16 protein-coding genes are annotated in these 19035 nt (G+C 64.6%); 3 read left to right on the top strand and 13 right to left on the bottom strand.

Going from position 1 to position 19035, the window contains the following annotated elements; translation table 11 throughout:
• Positions 1–18: 18 nt before the first annotated feature.
• The 3 genes from AC3WUT_RS05895 to AC3WUT_RS05905 form a co-directional block, all read right to left on the bottom strand.
• Positions 19–3099: an efflux RND transporter permease subunit gene (locus tag AC3WUT_RS05895; RefSeq protein WP_492346139.1), complete on the bottom strand. Its 3081-nt coding sequence runs from the start codon at positions 3097–3099 to the stop codon at positions 19–21.
• Positions 3096–4211: an efflux RND transporter periplasmic adaptor subunit gene (locus tag AC3WUT_RS05900; RefSeq protein ID WP_492346140.1), complete on the bottom strand. Its 1116-nt coding sequence runs from the start codon at positions 4209–4211 to the stop codon at positions 3096–3098. The genes AC3WUT_RS05895 and AC3WUT_RS05900 overlap by 4 nt, the downstream gene beginning before the upstream one ends.
• Before the next feature lie 81 nt (positions 4212–4292).
• Complete coding sequence (locus AC3WUT_RS05905) at positions 4293–4910, bottom strand: TetR/AcrR family transcriptional regulator (protein ID WP_492346141.1); 618 nt, start codon at positions 4908–4910, stop codon at positions 4293–4295.
• Positions 4911–4998: 88 nt separating this feature from the next.
• Here AC3WUT_RS05905 and AC3WUT_RS05910 point away from each other — a divergent pair, with 88 nt between their 5' ends.
• Entirely contained in the window at positions 4999–6459 is a 1461-nt protein-coding gene (locus AC3WUT_RS05910; protein ID WP_492346142.1) for an efflux transporter outer membrane subunit, read from the top strand.
• Positions 6460–6573: 114 nt separating this feature from the next.
• Here the strand turns inward: AC3WUT_RS05910 and AC3WUT_RS05915 are convergent, their stop codons facing one another.
• The 7 genes from AC3WUT_RS05915 to AC3WUT_RS05945 form a co-directional block, all read right to left on the bottom strand.
• Entirely contained in the window at positions 6574–6981 is a 408-nt protein-coding gene (locus AC3WUT_RS05915; RefSeq protein ID WP_492346143.1) for a GFA family protein, read from the bottom strand.
• 131 nt (positions 6982–7112) lie between these two features.
• Positions 7113–9245, bottom strand: coding sequence for a TonB-dependent receptor (locus AC3WUT_RS05920; RefSeq protein ID WP_492346144.1), 2133 nt, complete (start codon positions 9243–9245; stop codon positions 7113–7115).
• A 78-nt stretch (positions 9246–9323) separates the two neighbouring features.
• The gene (locus AC3WUT_RS05925) at positions 9324–10145 is read right to left on the bottom strand and encodes a HoxN/HupN/NixA family nickel/cobalt transporter (protein WP_492346145.1); all 822 of its coding nucleotides are present in this window, start codon (positions 10143–10145) and stop codon (positions 9324–9326) included.
• A 156-nt stretch (positions 10146–10301) separates the two neighbouring features.
• Positions 10302–10748: a nickel-responsive transcriptional regulator NikR gene (gene nikR, locus AC3WUT_RS05930; protein ID WP_492346146.1), complete on the bottom strand. Its 447-nt coding sequence runs from the start codon at positions 10746–10748 to the stop codon at positions 10302–10304.
• A gap of 176 nt (positions 10749–10924) precedes the next feature.
• Positions 10925–11560 carry a LysE family translocator gene (locus tag AC3WUT_RS05935; protein WP_492346147.1) on the bottom strand — a complete coding sequence of 212 codons (636 nt, stop codon included), beginning with the start codon at positions 11558–11560 and terminating at the stop codon, positions 10925–10927.
• A gap of 419 nt (positions 11561–11979) precedes the next feature.
• Positions 11980–12258, bottom strand: coding sequence for a hypothetical protein (locus AC3WUT_RS05940; protein ID WP_492346148.1), 279 nt, complete (start codon positions 12256–12258; stop codon positions 11980–11982).
• Complete coding sequence (locus tag AC3WUT_RS05945; RefSeq protein ID WP_492346149.1) at positions 12255–12470, bottom strand: HEAT repeat domain-containing protein; 216 nt, start codon at positions 12468–12470, stop codon at positions 12255–12257. The genes AC3WUT_RS05940 and AC3WUT_RS05945 overlap by 4 nt, the downstream gene beginning before the upstream one ends.
• 99 nt (positions 12471–12569) lie before the next feature.
• Between AC3WUT_RS05945 and AC3WUT_RS05950 the strand changes: the two genes are divergently transcribed.
• Entirely contained in the window at positions 12570–13199 is a 630-nt protein-coding gene (locus tag AC3WUT_RS05950) for a DJ-1/PfpI family protein (RefSeq protein ID WP_492346150.1), read from the top strand.
• A 72-nt stretch (positions 13200–13271) separates the two neighbouring features.
• Here the strand turns inward: AC3WUT_RS05950 and AC3WUT_RS05955 are convergent, their stop codons facing one another.
• Positions 13272–15932, bottom strand: a complete 2661-nt coding sequence (locus AC3WUT_RS05955; RefSeq protein ID WP_492346151.1) for a bifunctional diguanylate cyclase/phosphodiesterase — start codon at positions 15930–15932, stop codon at positions 13272–13274.
• 430 nt (positions 15933–16362) lie between these two features.
• Entirely contained in the window at positions 16363–16797 is a 435-nt protein-coding gene (locus AC3WUT_RS05960) for a DoxX family protein (RefSeq protein ID WP_492346152.1), read from the bottom strand.
• A gap of 346 nt (positions 16798–17143) precedes the next feature.
• Here AC3WUT_RS05960 and AC3WUT_RS05965 point away from each other — a divergent pair, with 346 nt between their 5' ends.
• Entirely contained in the window at positions 17144–18928 is a 1785-nt protein-coding gene (locus AC3WUT_RS05965) for a methyl-accepting chemotaxis protein (RefSeq protein WP_492346153.1), read from the top strand.
• 18 nt (positions 18929–18946) lie between these two features.
• Here the strand turns inward: AC3WUT_RS05965 and AC3WUT_RS05970 are convergent.
• Positions 18947–19035 (bottom strand): electron transfer flavoprotein subunit alpha (locus tag AC3WUT_RS05970; protein WP_492346172.1); only part of this gene is annotated, 89 nt, incomplete at its 5' end.

The following is a 19035-nucleotide window of genomic DNA, read 5'->3' on the forward strand; positions in this document are numbered from 1 at the left end:
TCCTAGGTGGGGGGGTGTTCAGCCGCGGAGGCCGTGCTTCAGGTCGGTGGCCCGAATCCTGAACCAGATGGCATACATGGCAGGCAGAAAGACGAGGGTCAGGACTGTGCCGGCCAAGGTGCCGCCGATCAGGGTGTAGGCCAGGGTTCCCCAGAACACGGAATGGGTCAGCGGAATGAAAGCCAGGATGGCGGCCAAGGCGGTCAGGATCACGGGACGAGCCCGTTGCACGGTGGCTTCCACCACCGCACGGAATGGATCGAGCCCGGCCTGTTCGTTCTCACGGATCTGCCCGATCAGGATCAAGGTGTTGCGCATCAGGATCCCCGACAGCGCAATCAAGCCGACCAGCGCATTGATGCCGAAAGGTTGCTGGAACAGCAGCAAGGTGGGAACCACCCCGATCAAGCCCAGTGGGCTGGTCAGGAAGACCATGACCATGCCCGAGATCGAGCGCACCTGCAGGATGATGATCAGCAGCGTGGCGGCCAGCATGATGGGGAAGATCGGCAGCATGGCCACCGTGGCCTTGCCAGACTCTTCGATGGAGCCGGCCTCCACGAGGCGGTAGCCCCCGGGCAGCTTGTCCATGATGGGCTGGAGCTGCCGGGTCATGGCTGTTGACACGTCCGGCGGCTGCAAGCCGTCGGCGATGTCGCCACGCACGGTGAGGGTTGGCATGCGGTCACGGCGCCGCAGGATGGGGTCTTCCATGCGCACCTCGACCTGGCCCACCTGCGACAAGGGGATGCGCTGCCCCGCCCCCCCGACCAGCGACAGCGCAGCAATCTTCGCGGGGTTGAGACGGACATCGCCAGCGGCACGCCCGATCACCTGCACCGAGCGGATGTCCTCACGCACCTCCGTCAGCGGAGCGCCGCTGAGCAGGAACTGCAACTGCTGGGCCACGGCGCTGGCGCTCAGCCCAAGGGCATGGAGCCGGTCCGGGTCCAGTGTGAAATGCAGGGTGGGCACACGCGGACCCCAGTCGGTGTTGACCGTGCGCATCATCGGGCTGGCGCGCATCACGGCCTCGACTTGGGCCGCGATCTCGCGCAGTTGGTCCGGGTCCGGGCCCACCACGCGGTAGGCCACCGGGAAGGGTGACGGGGGGCCGAACACGATCTGGGTGACGCGAACCTGGGCCTCGGGGGCCAGCCCGTCGGCCACCGCCTGACGCAGCCTGAACTTGAGGGCCTCGCGCTCCTTGTCGTTGCCGGTCAGCACCACGGTCTTGGCAAACGACGGGTCGGGCAGCTCAGGGGACATCGCCAGAAAAAAGCGCGGCGCGCCCTGGCCGATGTAAGAGGTCACGATCCGGGCCTCTGGCTGCTTGGCCAGCCAGTCTTCGACCTTGGCCGTGGCAGCGCTGGTCTGTGCGATCGAGGTGCCATAAGGCATCTGCACCTCAACCAGCACCTCCGGGCGGTCGGAGGTCGGAAAGAACTGCTTTTTGACCACCGCCATGCCCAGCACCGCCATGACGAACAGTGTCACCACCGTGGCCGCAACAAGCCACTTGCGCGCGATGACCCGGCCAAGCACCTGGCGGAACCGGTTGTAACGCGGGGTGTTGTAGATGGCCTCGTGCCCGCCTTCGACCTTGGGCAGCTCAGGCAGAAGCTTGACACCCAGGTAGGGCGTGAAGGCCACGGCCACCACCCAGGAGGCCATCAACGCGAAGCCCACAATCCAGAACATGTTGCCGGTGTACTCGCCCGCGGTGGAGCGCGCGAAGCCATTGGGCATGAAGCCGACGGCCGTCACCAGGGTGCCCGACAACATCGGGGCCGCGGTGTGGCTCCAGGCATAGGCCGATGCCTCGATACGGCCATAGCCCTCCTCCATCTTCACCACCATCATCTCGATGGCGATGATGGCGTCGTCCACCAGCAGGCCCAGCGCCAGGATCAACGAGCCCAGCGTGATGCGGTCAAAGTTCTTGCCCGTGGCCGCCATGATGACGAACACCGCAGCCAATGTCAGCGGCACGGCCGCCGCCACCACGATGCCGACGTGCCAACCCATGCTGACGAAGCAGACCGCCATCACGACCAGCAAGGCCACGAAGAACTTGACCATGAATTCATCGACCGCCGAGCTGATGTTCACGGCCTGGTCGGTCACCTTGGTCAGGCTCATGCCAAGTGGGAGCGCGCCGTTGATGCGGGTGACTTCGGCCTCCAGGGCCTTTCCCAACTCAAGCCCGTTCCAGTCGTCGCGCATCACCACGCCGAGCAGCAGAGCCGGTTCACCGCCGTTGCGGATCAGAAAGGTAGAGGGGTCTTCATACCCACGCTCGACACTCGCCACGTCCGACAACTTGAGTGTCCGCCCCTGCGCCACGATGGGCGTCTGGCGGATCTTCTCCAAGGTGTCGAACGCGCCGTCGACGCGAAGCATGACCTGTGGCCCCCGGGTTTCGATGGATCCGGCCGGGGTGAGCAGGTTTTGGCTGTTGAGCGCGGCAAAGAGGTCTTGCGGGGCCACGCCCAGGGTGGCCAGGCGATCATGTGAGAAGGACACAAAAATGCGCTCAGGCTGCTCGCCGATGATGTTGACCTTCTTGACACCAGCCACGTGCAGCAACTGCTGGCGCAGCGCTTCCGCGTCGCGCACCAGCCGCCTTTGAGGCTCGCCCTGGGCCTTGAGGGCCAAGAGGGCAAAGGTCACATCCGCGTACTCGTCGTTGACCATCGGGCCGATGACGCCCGCGGGCAGCTTGCGGGCCTCGTCGCCAATCTTCTTCCTGGCCTGGTAGAACTCCTCCTGCACCGCTGAAGGCGGTGTGCTGTCAAGCAGCGACACCATGGTGAAGGCCAGGCCCGGGCGGGTGTAGGTCTCCGTGCGGTCGTACCAGCGCAGTTCCTGCATGCGCTTTTCCAGCGGCTCGGCGACCTGATCCTGCATCTCTTGCGCCGTGGCGCCCGGCCATGCCGTGACGATCGTCATCTGCTTGATCGTGAAGGGCGGATCTTCCGCGCGGCCCAGTTTGAAGAACGCGAGAATGCCTGCCACTGAAATCAAGACGATCAGGAACAGGGTGATGGAACGCTCGCGCACGGCGAGCGCTGACAGGTTGAATCGGCCTTCGCTCACGGACGCGCTCCTTGGGCCGACGCGGAGGTCACGCCCTCCATGGATCTGACCACCTGGTCTTCTCGCAGCAGGTGCGCGCCCAGCGCCACAATTCGGTCGCCTGGCTTGATCTGGCCTGCGACCTCGGCGCCCTCGTCATCGAGGCGCTCGACAGACACGCCCTGCCAGCGCACCCTGGCCGGCTCGCCACGGAGCACCCAGACCCCTGGACCGTGGCCCGCGTCGTAGAGCGATGCCATGGGCACCCTGAAGCGGGCCCTTGTCGCAACGGTCTGGTCGTGGAGGCGAATCACCACCGTCGAGCCCAGGGGGGCCTGGGCCAAATCTCCTTCAAGCACATAGCGGGCCTCGAAGGTGCGGGTCAGGCGATCGGCTGAGTTGGAGAGCTGCCGCAACCTGGCAGGCACGGTGGCGCCCTCCCTGCCGAACAGGCTGGCCTGTGCCAGGGATCCGAGGGCAGGACGCAGGGCCTCAGGCATTTGAATGAGGGCTTCGCGCTGCCCCGCACGGGCCAGGCGGACCACGGCTTGTCCCGCTGCCACCACCTGACCGGGTTCGGCGAGCGTTTCAACCACCACGCCGTCGCCGTCGGCCACCAGTTCGGCGTAACGGCTCGCATTCAGAACCACACCGGCCTGGGCCTCGGCTGCGCTGAACTGGGCTTGGGCGGCGTCGGCCGCCGCCCTCACCTGATCGTAGGCGGATGCCGAGATGGCGCCGGTACCGCGCAGGTCGCGGTAGCGCGCTTCTTCGTCGGCAGCCTGCCGCGCGCGGGCCCGTGCCGCCACGACGGTCTCCTCTTGGGCGCGGACGGCCAGCTTCAGGTCGATGGCGTCAAGGCGCATCAGCACCTGGCCCCGTTTGACCCGCTGACCGGCATCCACCAGGCGCTCCAGCACCTTGCCCGAAACCCGAAAGCCCAGGTCGCTTTGCACCCGGGCCGCTACCGTGCCCGTGAACGCCCTGGACGCAGCGCTGGCCTCCTGAACCACGGCCACCCGCACCAAGGGCACACCGGTGCGGGCGTCAGGAACGGCCTTTTCGCCGCAGGCGACCAGCGCCAGCGGCAAGGCACAGATGAGAAACGGGGTAGCAAGGCGAAGCCGAGGCATGAAAGTCCCTTGAGCAAAGTGATCGGGACCTTCATTTTTATTCTTGTGACTAATTTAGTCAATAGTCACACCTCAATTCGCTCAGGGCGAAAGGCTGCGAAGCACCAGGCTTGAGAGTTGGCCCGGCGCCTCTTCGGCATAGTCCAGGCTGTGCTGCAGGATCAAAGGATTGAGGTAGGGGCGCATCACCAGCAGGATCGCCCCAACGGCTTCGTCCAGCGGCGTCTTGCGCTCGAAATCGCCGGCCAGGCGCCCCTCTTGCAAAACCTCCAGCAACAAGGCCTGGATATGCGCCTCGTACGCGATCGTGGTCTGCCAGCGCTCTGTCGCGGCAGACGCCGCGATTTCGTAGAGCTTCCGGTCCTGGAAGAACAGCCGCAGGCTGGCCTCGACAATGGCCTTGAACATGCGCCGCAGCTTCTCGGGCGGGTGCTCGGCCTGCGCCACCGCAGCCCGGACCTCGGACTCGATGTCAACCAGGCAGTTGGCGCAGATCATCTCGCCAATGGCCTGCTTGGACTCGAAGAACTTGTAGATGTACGCCTTGGAAAAGCCGATGGCCTTGGCGAGGTCGGAGACGGTGGTCTTCTCGTAGCCGTAGCGGCTGAAATGTTCCGTGGCCGCGGCCACGATCTGGCTGCGCACCTCGTGGTCGACGGGGCCACGGGGGGTGGCGGTGGAAGAACTTGCTTTGGTCATGGGCACAGCTTACGTCAGTCTGAAACACTGGACAACGAGTGACCATTTGGTATTATGGTCACAAATAGATCTCATCGGAAGAAACTATATGCTGCCCAAAAGTACCCTTGCCGCCATCGTCGTGGCCAGTCTGTCCGCCGGCTGTGCAGTGGGCCCGGACTATGTGCGACCCACCCTGGCCCTGCCGGCGCAGTTCCAGGGCCAAGCCCCTCGCGATCAAGCCCACGACCATGCACGGGCTGACCTCGCGACCTGGTGGTCTGCGTTCGGTGATCCCCAGCTGACGCGATGGGTGGCGCTGGCCTTGGACCAGAACCTGGATCTGGCTCAGGCAGCGGCGCGGGTCAGCCAGGCACGCGCCGGCCTGGGCGCGGCGGACGCCGCCCTGCGCCCCTCTGGGGCAGTGTCTGGCCAAGCAGCCCGGGCCTACCAGTCCACCCAAACCCCGCTGGGTCAGGTCCTGAATTCTGTGCCGGGCTTCGACCGCAATGGCCGTGCTTACGAGGTGAATCTGGGCGGAAGCTGGGAGCTGGACCTGTTCGGCAGCCTAGGCCGAGGCCAAGAAGCTGCCGCCGCCGAGCTTCAGTCATCGCAAGCAGGGGCCGTCGCCACACGACTGGCCGTGGCGGCACAGACAGCCGACATCTACATCACGATTCGAGGCCTGCAGGCCCGTTTGAATGTCGCTCGACAGCAAGTCCGGACGCAGGAAGCTCTGCTGTCGAAGGTCCGCTTGCTGAGCAGCAAAGGACTCGCGCCCGAGCTTCAGCAGCAACAGGCAGAGGGTGCGCTTGCGCAAACCAAAGCTGCGCCCCTTGTTTTGGAGTCTTCCCTGGACACGGCGATGAACGCGATGGATGTCATCCTTGGAACACCGCCCGGTACGCATCGATCCGAACTCGCGGCACCCGGCGAGATTCCAGCCGCACCCACAGGGATCGCGACAGGATCACCGGGCGATCTGTTGCGGCAGCGGCCAGACCTGATCGTGGCCGAGCGACGTTTGGCAGCCGCCAATGCGCGCATCGGGGCCGCCATCTCGGAGTACTACCCCAAGGTCTCGCTCAGCGGCCTGCTGGGCAATGCGACCTCCGTCTCAAGCAGCCAGCTGTTTTCGGGCGGCGCTGCGCAAGCCAGCGGTGTGTTGGGTCTGCGCTGGCGCCTCTTCGACTTTGGTCGGATCAATGCGCAGATCGAGCAAGCCCAAGGCCAGGAGGCCGAGTTGCTGGCCGCCTACCGTCTGGCGGCCCTCAAGGCCACCGAGGATGTGGAGAACTCGATCTCAGCCTACGCTCGGCGCCAGGAGCAGGTTGCCATGCTGACAGCGGGCGTTGATTCACTGAGCCGGGCTCGGGCCGCATCGCTTGCGGCGTATCAAAAAGGGGTCGCCAGCATGATCGACGTCTTGCACGCTGACGAGACGCTGCTGCAAGCCACCGATGCGCGCGTACAGGCCCAGCTTGAACTGGCCCGCTCGGCAGTGGCCACCTACAAGGCTTTGGGGGGTGGCTGGGAGGCATCGCCCCTGGCAGCACAGGCTGGCACGTGACAAGCCCGTGCTGGCGGGGTACCTCAGCACGGCACCGTCAACCCTGTGGCAGGGCGGAGGGCCAGCGCCGTCAAGGCGCAGGAGTTGCCGCGAAGCCCACGCGCAACCCGGCCTTCAAGGCTGCCCCTGAAAACCCTGCACCTGATCATCCAGCGCCACCCAGGGCAGGCGCCGCTGTGTCCAGATCTGCCGTTTGGGTGAACCCAGTTCATGCCGTTGCTTGAGCGTACCGATGCGAAGGGAGTAAGCCGTCGGCGCCTCTTCCGCACAAGCGTAGACCGGTGTGCCGCAATGGCCGCAGAAGGCCAGCACCCGCCGGCTGCCGCTGGCGGCCGTCTTGATGTAGGTATTTGGCGACCCTTTTAGCAGGCGAAATTGGTCGGCCGGTGCTGCGATGTTGGCCCGGAAGGCAGAGCCTGAGTGGATCTGGCAATCGTTGCAATGGCAGACCGTGATGCTGCCCACCTGAACCTCGGCCTCATACGCAATGGCGCCGCAATGACATTGGCCTTCAACTCTCATCGGAACCCTCCTGACAGGACGACCGCCGCCCCGGATGGCATTGTGAGCGCTCTTGCATCAGCCCCCTGATCCACAGCGCGTTCAGGGCCTGGGGCGTGATCAGGGCCGATGGAAGCAATGGCAGAGCCCGCTCAGAACGCCACCCGGTACGTGACCCGCACAGAGCGTGGCTCGCCCGGATGCACCACCTTGCCGTTGACCGCCGTGGCCTCGCCAGGCAGTTGCGAGGCGTAGTCATACTGGATGTCGTCCACCTTGCGGTTGAACAGATTGAAGACATCCACCGTCAAGCTGGACGGGCGACGCGACAGGTCCAGCAGATCGCGGCTCACGCGCAGGTTGAACGTTGACGCAGCGTTGGAGCGCACCGAGTTGTCCTCGACCAAGGCGCCGCTGCCCAGGTAACGCCATTGCAGGCTGGCCGACCAGCGGCCGATGTCCTTGAGGGTGGCGGCGATCGAGGCCACGGAGTCGACCGCGTTCGGAATGCGGTCCCCGTTGGCAAATCGGGCATGGGTGAGTGCGATGTCTGCGTCCAGCAGAAAGTGTTGATGGGGTGTCCACCGATTGTTGAACTCAACGCCGTGGCGGCGGCTCGCGCCGCTGGCCTCGGTGGTGCCCGAGTCGCCGGCATAGACCAGCTCGGAGTCTGAATTCAATTGCCAGAACGCCACCGAACTTTGCAGGTTGGCGATGGCCTCGGTGCGCACACCCAACTCCCAACCACGAGCGGCCACCAGACCCGGTACCGCATCGACCGTGTCGCCGGTCTTGGGGTCCACCTTGGCCGTGGTGCCCCGGGCATCGTTGCTGTGAAAGCCCTTGCCCGTGTTGAAAAAGAACTCGGTCTGCGCCCAGGGGCCAGCCACCAGGCTGAGCTTGGGCGACAGCAAACTGGCCCGGGCGCTGCCCGAGTTGGCCGGGTTGTTCAGGCTGTTCACCGCAAAGCGCGCGGTGTCGCCGCGCAGGCCCAGCACGCTGCGCAGCCAGGGGGTCAGCTGCACGGTGCTCTGGCCATACACGCCCAGCACAGTCTCGCGCACATCATCGAGCCGGGTGGTGGACAGGATCTGGCGCGCCTGGGTGTCGTACAGGCCCACATGGATGCGGTCGTTGCGCAACTGCACACCGACTTCGGTGCGTGCATCAAGGCCGGCCAGCGTCTGGTTCCAGGCCCTGGAGGCCTTGCCGCCGTACACGTTGCGATCGTCCTGCTGCGAGAACTGGTCGCCGGTGGCGGGCCGGTCCATGGCATAGGTGAAGTTCGAGAACAGCTTGAGCGCGTATTTCATCGCGTAGGCCGAGACCCGGGTCTCGCCAGCGCGGTCTCGGTCATGCCATTCGCCAGACAGGCTGTAGCGTGAGGTGCTGCCTCCGTCGGTGGGGTCCACCGAGTCGTAGCGGCCAAAGGTACGGCCGTTGTAGCTGCCGGCGTCGATGAGGCGTTGGGGTACCTGGTCGGTGGAGTTCCAGCGGGCCTCGTAGGCCATCAGGCTCAGCGTGCTGCCACGCTCACGCGTGCCCTGGCTCAGGCGCAGCACGGCGTTCTGGCGATGCAGGCCCTCGGGGACGGTCCAGGGGCCGTTGTTGCCCATCCACTCCACCGCGCCCAACAGCGTCACGTCGTCACGCAGTTGGCGGGTATCGGCCGCCACGCCGCGACGATACCCGTTCTGCCCGACCGAGACCTGTGCAAAGGGGGCATCCAGCCGTGTCTTGTAGGCAATGTCGGCCGCGCCGGCGGCGGCAAAGTCACCATGCGTGGCAAAGTACGGGCCCTTGCGATACTCGATGCGCTCCACCAGTTCGGGGATGAGAAAGTTCAGGTCCGAATAGCCCTGGCCGTGCGCATGCGTGGGCATGTTCACCGGCACCCCGTCGATGGTGGTGGCGAAGTCAGTGCCGTGGTCCAGGTTGAAGCCGCGCAGAAAGTACTGGTTGGCCTTGCCGTCGCCCGAGTGCTGGGTGACGATCAGCCCGGGCACGAACTCCAGCACCTCGCCAGGACGCAGCGCGGGCCGGCTGGCCAGCAGTTCGGCCCGGATCACGCCTTGCGAGGCCGCATCGCTGCTGCCCACCGAGTTGTCGTAGTGCCGACCGGTGATGGTGACAGGGGCCAAGGAGGCCGACGCAGGAGACTCTGCAGCGGCGGTAGCAGCCTCGGGACTGCTCAGGGTCTGTGCCAGGCTCGCGGAACACACAAGGGCAGCGGCCGTGGCCACCCAGCGGGGACTGGACACATGTGAGGGCCACAACGGTTTCATTGAGACTCTAGGATTGAAGTTTTGGAAAATCGGGTGGACGTGCGCTGGGCACATGCCAGGGCAAACCATCGGCAGGGGTCACAGGGCCTCGTGCGTTGACTGCGCCCGCCGCGCCAAATGCCTGGCAGCGACATAGCTGAGGGCCAGCACCAAGACCAGCGAAGCGCCGAAGGCCAGTTCATTGCCATCGCTCCAGGCTTCGAAGGCAGGCGACAGCCAACGGCTCAGCCCCAGCGCGGCCACCAGCAGGCTGACCGCAGCCACGGCGGCCCCCATGATGCGTGAGGCCAGCGCGGCCAACTCGTCAGCCCGAGCCATCAGGCGGGCGATCCACCAGCCATTGAGGCCGTCGGTAAAAAGCATGCCCAATACGAACAACAGCCCCAACGTCAACGAAGGCAGCACGCCGCCGAACTGAGCCCCCGTGGCAGCGAACATCACGGCCTGGGTCACCGTGTCGAAGGACAGTGCGAACAAGGCCCCCACCGCAGCCACCCCCCAGGGGCCGCGGGCCTGAACCAGCCGACCGAAAAAGCGCCCCTTCAGGCCTACCAGGGCCACGGGTTTGCCGGGCGCCACGGTCAGCACGGCATGCAGGTTGGCCAGGCCCAGGGCCAGCAGGAATCCGATCGAGACCCAAGCACCCAGGGCATCCAGCCAGCCAGGCGGCGTCCAGCGCCCGGTCAAGGACCCCACCGTCAGCGCAATGCCAATCACGACCGCCCCATGGCCCAATGAAAACAGCGCCCCGCAATAGCGGGCCACCGCAGACTGCCTGCGCTGGTTGAGACGGGTCAGGCCGTCAATGGCGGCCAGGTGATCGGCATCAAAGCCGTGGCGCATGCCAAGCAAAAAGATGAGCGCGCACAAAGCGCTCCAGTCGGTGGGTAGGTCATGCATGGCAGTAGCCGGGCTTGGATGGACGAGTCTGTATGACGATTTTATAAATAATCATACAAAATTCGTGCCAGCTGCAAAGCAGGCAAACGGCCTTCAAAACAAGCCCGGTGCCCGGCAAAGGGCGCGGCGCCACCAACAATGCACCAGTAGGGTGCGTTACCCCACGATCGGCAGCAGGTGGTCGTGCCCGTGGGCGTGGTGCACCGCCAGCGGAACGATGTGCAGTGCACCGTGGCTCACGCCGGCCTGGGTGGTGATGGATTTGGCGAAGTCCTGCACCAGCCGGGTCTTGCCGCGCAGGATCACCACCTCCACGCAATGATCATGGTCCAGGTGGGCATGGGTGGTCGAGATGGTGATCTCGTGGTGCTCATGCTGAAGGTCGGTCAGCCGCATCGCCAACTGGCGCTGGTGGTGGTTGTACACATAGCTGAGCGTGGCCACGCACAACCCGTCAGGGTTGTCCTGCTGCAATGCTTTGCCCAAATCAGCCCTGAGCAGATCGCGAAAGGCCTCGGACCGGTTTTCGTAGCCCCTTTCGCTGACGATGGCGTCAAACGCATCGGCGAGGTCATCGTCCAAGGACATGGTCAATCGCTTCATGGGGGCTCCTGTGAAAACTTAAGAACGGGCTGAGGATCTCGCATGGGCCCACCAAAAATCGCCGACACGCGCTGGACCCTCGTCAAAACTGAAAGACGAGACCGCCCACAGTTTAGAGTGGGTTGACGCTTGGGCCCGGCAAGGCGCCATTGCCCCGGCACACACCACCTCACAACTCACCGCCCCACCACGCGCTGCACCCCCAGCAGCACCAGTGCACCGCCCGCCATGCCATTGATGGTGCGCTCCAGGCGCAGGTAGCGCTGTCGCAACGCGGGCAGGCCGAACACCAGGGTGATGCCCAGGTGCCAGCCCAGCGACAGCAGCATGACCATCAACACCACCAGCACCTGGAACCAGGCGGGCGCTGCAGGGGGCAACAGGGTGGCGAAGGCGCTGGTCCAGAACACGGCACTCTTGGGGTTGGTGAGCCCCGTCATCAGCCCCACCCGGTAGGCCGCCCCGGCCGAGGGCGTGGCCGCAGGAGACCCCAGGTTGCGGCGCTGCGGGCGAGCGGACACGGGCCAGGCAGACCTGAGGAGCGCGGCCCCATACCAGATCAGGTAGACAGCCCCCAGCAGGCGCACAGCGCTGGCGACCAACGGGTGGCTGCCCAACAAGGCCGACAGGCCCGCCATCGACAGCATCACCCAAACCACCGACCCAGTGACCAAGCCCATCACGGTCCAGCGCGCATCGCGCTGCCGGCCATCCAGCGACAGTTGGCTGAGGATGAAGAAGTTTGGGCCTGGGCTGGCCAACACGGCCAGGTAAACGGCGGCCAGCAGCAGAAGGGATGAGGCGTAGGGCATGGCAGATCCAGTCGAGCGCCGATTAAAGCAGACCGGCCCGGCATGTGGGACTACGCCAAACGGCGGGTTAGGCATTAGAGGCAAGGCGCTTTCCCTGACACGGGCCTCGGAGCTGGTGGCATTGCCAGCTTCAGTTCATCTGGTTTGAGCTGGCCCATACTGCCCAATTTTTAAGCAACCCAAAGCAAGCCTTTTAAAATCAACGGCTTAGCGCTTCTTTGCAGGCTGTGGGCACGGCTTGTCCACAGCTTTGTCCAGGGTTTGCAGGGAGAAGTCGGCATCGGGCAGGGCTGGCATGTCCGCCGCGGTCCGCCTCGTCATCGCCATCGCCCGGCACATTCAGCGCCGGCAGGCGAAACAAAGCCCAACGGGCACCGCAACACCCACCTGTTCTGCTTGCAAGCCCACTCTGCAATGAATCAATTGAGTGCCTGGGACAGCGCAGACAGAAAATCGCCCAGTTCGCTGGCCCTGGGCTCCATGTGCTCGATCGGGATGGTGCCGGCATAGACGCCGCCATACCAAACATGACAACCCGTGATGCCCTCCCATGCCGGAGCGCCAGCGTGGTCGAAGATCGCCGACTCGACGCTGTCGTGGTGGGTCGGCTCAGCGACCTCGACATCCCCCTTCGTGAGCCTGGCCAGAAACCGGCCCGGTGCCTCCTGGTGGATAGAAAGTGTGAGGAGGCTGCTCATTCGCGTGCGGCATGACCAAGCGCTTTGGCCGCAGCGGCCCTGACCTCCAATCCCCGGTTTGGGCTGGTCAAAACTCTGATCAACGCGGCTCGCGCGTCAAAGCCGCCTGCGTAGCCCAGTCCTTCTGCCGCCGCTGCTTTCATGGCAGCGCCCGAGCTCAAAGACTCGAGTATCGAAATCAACAGTTGCACCGCTTCCTGTGGAGTGGCCATGAATTCCCCCTGATATTTTCTGATACATCATAGCCACATGAGACTTAAATTGTCATAAAACGGGCATTCCGGATCAGCGCCGGAGAGAAAGGCTTCAAGATGAACTTTGGCATTCTGGTTTTCGACGACGTGGAAGAGCTCGACTTTGTCGGCCCTTGGGAGATGCTCACCATGTGGAGCAAGGTGGCCGAAGGCCCCGCACGGGGCCTGATCGTGGCGCAGAACGCCGGACCGGTGCGCTGCGCCAAGGGCCTGTCGATCAACCCACAGGTGTCTTTTGCCGAGTGCCCACCGCTCGACTACTTGCTGGTGCCCGGTGGCCAGGGCACGCGCCGTGAGGTGAACAACCCGGTGCTGCTCGAATTTGTGGCAGCGCAGGCCCGCAACACCCGGGCCATGCTGTCGGTCTGCACCGGCTCGTTCGTGCTGCATGCTGCTGGCCTGTTGTCGGGCAAAAAGGCCACCACCCACTGGGCTTCGCTGGACCGCCTGCGGGCCCTGGGCGATGTCACCGTGCTGGAGGAGCGCTGGGTGCAGGACGGCACGGTTTGGACCTCATCAGGGGTGTCGGCCGGGATCGACCTGATGCTGGCCTTCATCGCCAGCACGGCGGGCGACGAGGTAGCCGGTCAGGTGCAGTTGGCCGCAGAGTATTACCCGGCCAGCGTACGTTACGGCAGTGCCGAACTGCAGGCCCGGGGGCCGGCCTATCTGCGCCCCTCGGCCTGAGGCTGGCCGAAGGCCCAGGGTATCGGCGGTTGGCACGCGGGACTCAGGCACACGGCGACTCCGCAGGGCCCATCAGCTCAACACCGGCCTTTCCCTGTGCACCGTGACAGGCTCAACATCGACCTTGCCGGCCCGCAACCAGGCCTCTAGCTGCCAGGCAGGCATGGGGCGGGCGAAGAAGTAGCCCTGCATGCCAAGGCAGCCCTGGCGCAGCAGGAATTCACGCTGCTCGGCAGTCTCGACGCCTTCGGCGATCACCTCCTTGTGAAGGCTGCCGGCGATGCCGATGATGGCCCGGGTGATGGCGGCATCGTCGGTGCTGCCGGGCAGGTCGCGGACAAAGGATTGGTCGATCTTGATCTTGTCGAACGGCAGTCGCTTCAGGTAGCCAAGGCTGGAGTAGCCCGTCCCGAAGTCATCCACCGACAGCTTGACCCCCAGCCCGCGCAACCTGACCAACAAGTCGGTGATGCGCTCAGTGTCGTGGATGAAGGCGCTCTCGGTGATCTCAAGTTCGAGCCAGCCGGGCTCCAGACCGGCCTCGCGCAAGGCGCCGGCCACCTGTTCGACCAGATTTTGCTGCCTGAACTGCACCGCCGAGAGGTTGACGGCCATCATCCTGGGGGGCAAGCCCTGATCCATCCAGGCGCGAGCCTGGCGACAGGCCTCGCGAAGCACCCATTCCCCGATGGGGTTGATCAGATGGGCCTCCTCGGCGATCGGGATGAAACGAGCGGGCGGGATCGGCCCTTGCTCGGGGTGACACCAGCGGATCAGGGCTTCCAGGCCGATCAGATCGCCCGTGGCTCCATCGACCTGCGGCTGGTAGTGCAACTCGAACTCCTGGTTGCGGATGGCCTGGCGCAGGCTGTTTTCCAGGGCCACACGGACCATGATGTGGGCGTTCATCTCTGGCGTGAAGAATTGGTAGGCCCCGCCACCGGCCGCCTTGGCCTGGTACATGGCCGTATCGGCATTCTTGAGCAAGGAACCGATGTCGACACCATCACCGGGGTAGGTGCTGATGCCGATGCTCACCCCAACCTGCAGTTCATGCCGGCCGACCAGGAAGGACCTGGACACCACTTCGATCAGGCGCTGCGCGATCTGGGCCACCTGGGCAGGGCCGGCGGCCTGCTGCAGCAGCACGATGAACTCGTCGCCGCCCTGGCGGCTGACCGTGTCACGGGCATCCAGGTTGGCCCGCAAGCGTTGCGCCACTTGCTTGAGCAACTCGTCACCCACATCATGGCCCAGGGTGTCGTTGATGTTCTTGAAGTGATCGAGATCAAGGAACATCAACGCGATGCCAGCCTGCTCGCCGACGGTGATGGCCAAGGCCTGGGTCAGGCGCTGATGCAGTTGATTGCGGTTGGGCAGGGCCGTCAGCGCATCGTGCTCGGCCAGGTCACGGATGCGCTCCTCGTCCTGACGGATCTGAGTGATGTCACGGGCCACCCCGGCCACGCCCACCAATTGCCCGCCGGAGTCGAGCACCGGGGTGGAGATGTGTTCGTAGCTGCGCCGGCTGCCGTCTGCAATGACCTGCACCGACTCGCGGCGACGCTGCTGCAGGCTCTCAAGGGTTTCGGCCTCCTGCCGGGCCATTTCGGCGGCCACCTCGGCCGGCCAGATCTCCGTAGCGGAACGACCCACGATCGCCTCCTCGACCTTTCCACTGGCAAGGCAGTAGGCTTGGTTCACAGCGATCATGCGGCTGTTGCGATCCGACAACCAGGCGGGATCGGGCAGGCTGTCGAGCAGGGCGCGCGTGCGGTGCACCGTGGTTTCGTAGGCTTCAGTCATGCCTCGCGCCAGGCGTCGGGCTTCGTCATAGGTCCGCAGCCAGACCACCACCCAACCAAACAGCACCAGGGCCAGGATCAGCGCGCTCAGGACGGCCCAGAACACTTGACGATACCAGTTGGCCATGAACTCGCTGTAGTTCCAACCCACCAGCACATACAAGGGATGGCTGCCGATCTTGCGCAGTGAGAACAGGCGCTCCACCCCATCGAGCGCAGACGGCGCTGTGTAGATGGCTTCAGCGCGCTGCTCGGCCAGCAGGCGACGCAGAGACGGGCTGTCGATCGCTTTGCCGAGGCGCTCTGGGGCCTCGGGAAAGCGGGCCACCAGGCGCGCCTGGTCGTCAAGCAAGGCCACTGTACGACTCGGCCCCAGCTTCAGGCCATGGTGGAAATCCTGGAAGTGTTCCGCCCGGACCGCCGCCTGGACAAGCCCGGCAAACCGGCCGTCACGGTCATTGATGCGCCGGCTGAGGGTGATCACCCAATTGTGGGTGATGCGGGCAAAGATCGGATCGGAAATCACCAAACGCCCACTGGGATCGGCCCGGTTCCTCAAAAAGTAATCTCGGTCGCGGATGCTGGCGGGGAACAGGGTGCCGGCAGCATCGTAGATGAAGGCCCCCTCGGCATCTGCCACCCGCAGGCTCTGCGACTCGGGGATCAAGTCCAGGTACTTGCCCAGTGCAGCATCGATCGACCTGGGATCATTGCTCTCGCCCTTGAGTCCCTCATTCAGGCGAAGCTGGGTGGCCAGCAGCACCGTGTCGACCTTTTCCACCGTGGCTGCTGCGTGACTCTCCAGCACCTTGGCCAAGCTTTCCTGGCTGTGCTGTGCCAGCTCGAACTCGCGATCATGGGATTGCTTGAGCCCCCAGGACATCAGACCGATGTAGGTCAGCAAAGCCAACACCCCGAGCGACACCATGCCGCCACGACGCCAGCGTTCGGCTGGTAGTTGGGCATCTGAATGACCGCGGCGGAAGAATTTCTCTAGGAGAGCCACTTCTGGGTACCGTTAGGCCTGAATGGTGTGTTCACAGACCCCGGCAGTCAAACGCGCAACTCGCCTGATCGAGGAACACGTTGCCGGACGCGGTGATTGTCCTTTGAAGTCCGGGTGTCGCGGTATTGTGGCCGCAAATTGATCCGCATCAAGGTACACCGGAGAAGGTGTACAGCAGCTGACGCAGACTGCCCATCTTTTGAGCAATACAAAAGAGGCCTTTTAAAATCAGGCACTTACGGTCGCTTTACAGCGACCGGGCACGGCTTGTCCACAGCTTTGTCCCTGGAAACTAGGGAAAAGTCTGGGGGCCAGGACGGGGAGCCGCCCCCGCTCCATCTGCGCCCAGGACTCACCGGCGCTGATCAGCCCGGGCGTCCAGGCTCCAGCCGCCGGCTCCCTGGGCGGCCAGCACCAGCAGCCCACCCACCACGGCGATGTTCTTGAAGAACAGCAACTGGGTCACGTAGGCCTGCTCGGGCGCCACGCTCCAGAACGGATGGAAAAAGAAGCTTGCGGCCAAAGTGAACAGGCCCAGCACCAGGGCAGCCCAGCGGGTATGCCAGCCGGCCAGCAAGGCCAGGCTGCCCAGGATCTCGACCGTCAGCGCCATCGCTGCGCCCACGCTGGGCAGGGGCAGGCCTGCTGAGCTGATGTACCCCACGGTGCCAGCAAAGCCGGTGAGCTTGCCGATGCCGGCCGGCAGGAACAGCACGGCAAACAACACACGGCCAGCCAGGTTGAGGGCGTTGTGAAGCGGGGTTTGATCAACGGTGGTGCGGGACATGGTGATTCTCCTGAAAAGGTTGGCATCAATGGCTGGGCACGTGGCCTTCAGCAGCCTGCCGCCGGGGGCCCCCTGATGGGGGTTTGCACCTGCGACAGGGCTGAACTTTATTGGCTACTCATCCAGAGATAAACCATGTTTCAGCCAACGATTTGTCTCCGATACAGAGTCAATGAAACACCGCCCCAGATGCGGATTGGCGGCCTGCGCTTCGCATCGTTCCATTGCAATTCAGAACGTCAATGCAATGCCCCTTCTCACCCATGGCCTTTGAGCCAAGTTGTCAGACAAATATTATCTAATGTCCGGATTAGTTACAAAAACGCATATAAAGGAGGACGGCACCATGGGCTTCGTTCAATTCAACCAAATCAGAGTGGCCACACGACTGGCGCTGGGCTTTGGCATGCTGCTGGTCAGCCTGGTTCTGGTGGGGGCGCTGGCCTTGAGCAAGTTCTCATTGCTGACCTCGCAACTGGACACCTTGATCCAAAACCGAATGGTCAAGCTGACCCAGATGACCGAGCTGAAAGACCACCTGCAGTCAATCGCCCGCATCACCCGTACCGTGGCGCTGATTGAGGATGTGAAAGAGGCGCAGGCGCAGGCCGACAAAATCCTGCCCTTGCGGGCACGCAGCCTGGAGTTGCTGGCCCAGCTCGACAAGAGCCTGGTGATGTCCAAGAGCATCGAACTGCTGAAGATCATCCAGAACAACCGCGAAACCTACGACGCCGACATCGATGCCGCCATCAAGCTGGGCCTGACCGGCAAGCCTGAAGACGCCAAGGCCGCCACCGAGATCCTGCTGACCAAGGTGGCCCCCCGCCAGGACATGATCTTCAAGGCCCTGGACGACTCGGTGGCCGTCCAGCGTGAGCTGTCACAGGCCGCAGGCGCCGACGCCACAGCCGCAGTGGCCTCCGGCGAAACCTGGGTTTTGAGCATCATGGGCCTTGCCATCGTTCTGGGCATCGGGCTGGCCTGGTCGATTGCGCGCAGCATCACCCGGGCCTTGGGGGCCGAACCCGACGAGGTGTCGCACGCCGTGGCGCGGGTGGCCGACGGGGACCTGAGCCTGCACGTCAAGCTGCGGCCTGGCGACACCGACAGCATCATGGCGGCCGTGCAGCGCATGCAGATCAGCCTGGTGGGGGTCGTGAGCACGGTGCGCCAGGGCAGTGAAGCCGTGGCTGCCGCCAGCGCCCAGATCGCCTCGGGCAACCGCGACCTGTCGGGTCGCACCGAAGAACAGGCCAGCGCCCTCGAAGAGACCGCCGCCTCAATGGAGGAGCTGGGCTCCACCGTGACCCACAACGCCGAGAACGCGCGCCAGGCCAATCAGTTGGCCCAGGCTGCAGCCGGCGTGGCCGGCCAGGGCGGGGCCGTGGTGGCCGAGGTGGTGGACACCATGAAGGGCATCAACGACAGCTCGCGCAAGATTGCCGACATCATCGGCGTGATCGATGGCATTGCCTTCCAGACCAACATCCTGGCCCTGAATGCCGCGGTGGAAGCCGCTCGGGCCGGCGAGCAAGGCCGCGGCTTTGCCGTGGTGGCCGGTGAGGTGCGCACCTTGGCCGGGCGCAGCGCCGAGGCCTCGAAAGAGATCCGGCGCCTGATCCAGGACAGCGTCGAGCGCGTGGAATCGGGCTCGGCCCTGGTCGATCGGGCCGGCGCCACCATGAGCGAGGTGGTCAACAGCATCCAGCGCGTGAGCGACATCATGGCTGAGATCTCCGCCGGCAGCGCCGAACAGGCACAGGGGGTGAACCAGATCGGCGAGGCCGTCACCCAGATGGATCAGACCACGCAGCAAAATGCCGCGTTGGTGGAAGAGATGTCGGCCGCTGCCGACAGCCTGCGCGGCCAGGCCAACGACCTGGTGCAGGCCGTGGCGGTGTTCAAGCTGGCGGCCGGCAGTGGCGCCGCACCAGCGCGCCCGGCTGCCCCACCACGGGCGCGGGTGACCTCGTCAGCCCCACAAGCCCTGGGTCAGCGCCCCGCTGTGAAACAGATGGCCAGTTCGGCCAAGGGCCAGGGCGTTGTCAAGCCCGAGGTCTTGGCCATCGCCCCCAAGGCTTCAAGCAGCCGCCCCGCGCCAGCAGACGACAGCTGGGAGAGCTTCTGAGTCACGCGGCGCAGGTCTTCATAGCGCCGCGATCAACTCTGGCACGGCCGCAAACAGATCAGCCTCCAGGCCATAGTCGGCCACGCTGAAGATCGGTGCCTCCGGGT

This window comes from Curvibacter sp. EU05-FHT14A10 (assembly GCF_058791075.1).

Coding starts and splice junctions, on each gene's coding strand:
- AC3WUT_RS05900 (WP_492346140.1), bottom strand. CDS start 4,211: ATGCCTCGGCTTCGCCTTGCTACCCCGTTTCTCATCTGTGCCTTGCCG.
- AC3WUT_RS05905 (WP_492346141.1), bottom strand. CDS start 4,910: ATGACCAAAGCAAGTTCTTCCACCGCCACCCCCCGTGGCCCCGTCGAC.
- AC3WUT_RS05910 (WP_492346142.1), top strand. CDS start 4,999: ATGCTGCCCAAAAGTACCCTTGCCGCCATCGTCGTGGCCAGTCTGTCC.
- AC3WUT_RS05915 (WP_492346143.1), bottom strand. CDS start 6,981: ATGAGAGTTGAAGGCCAATGTCATTGCGGCGCCATTGCGTATGAGGCC.
- AC3WUT_RS05920 (WP_492346144.1), bottom strand. CDS start 9,245: ATGAAACCGTTGTGGCCCTCACATGTGTCCAGTCCCCGCTGGGTGGCC.
- AC3WUT_RS05925 (WP_492346145.1), bottom strand. CDS start 10,145: ATGCATGACCTACCCACCGACTGGAGCGCTTTGTGCGCGCTCATCTTT.
- nikR (WP_492346146.1), bottom strand. CDS start 10,748: ATGAAGCGATTGACCATGTCCTTGGACGATGACCTCGCCGATGCGTTT.
- AC3WUT_RS05935 (WP_492346147.1), bottom strand. CDS start 11,560: ATGCCCTACGCCTCATCCCTTCTGCTGCTGGCCGCCGTTTACCTGGCC.
- AC3WUT_RS05940 (WP_492346148.1), bottom strand. CDS start 12,258: ATGAGCAGCCTCCTCACACTTTCTATCCACCAGGAGGCACCGGGCCGG.
- AC3WUT_RS05945 (WP_492346149.1), bottom strand. CDS start 12,470: ATGGCCACTCCACAGGAAGCGGTGCAACTGTTGATTTCGATACTCGAG.
- AC3WUT_RS05950 (WP_492346150.1), top strand. CDS start 12,570: ATGAACTTTGGCATTCTGGTTTTCGACGACGTGGAAGAGCTCGACTTT.
- AC3WUT_RS05955 (WP_492346151.1), bottom strand. CDS start 15,932: ATGGTGTCGCTCGGGGTGTTGGCTTTGCTGACCTACATCGGTCTGATG.
- AC3WUT_RS05960 (WP_492346152.1), bottom strand. CDS start 16,797: ATGTCCCGCACCACCGTTGATCAAACCCCGCTTCACAACGCCCTCAAC.
- AC3WUT_RS05965 (WP_492346153.1), top strand. CDS start 17,144: ATGGGCTTCGTTCAATTCAACCAAATCAGAGTGGCCACACGACTGGCG.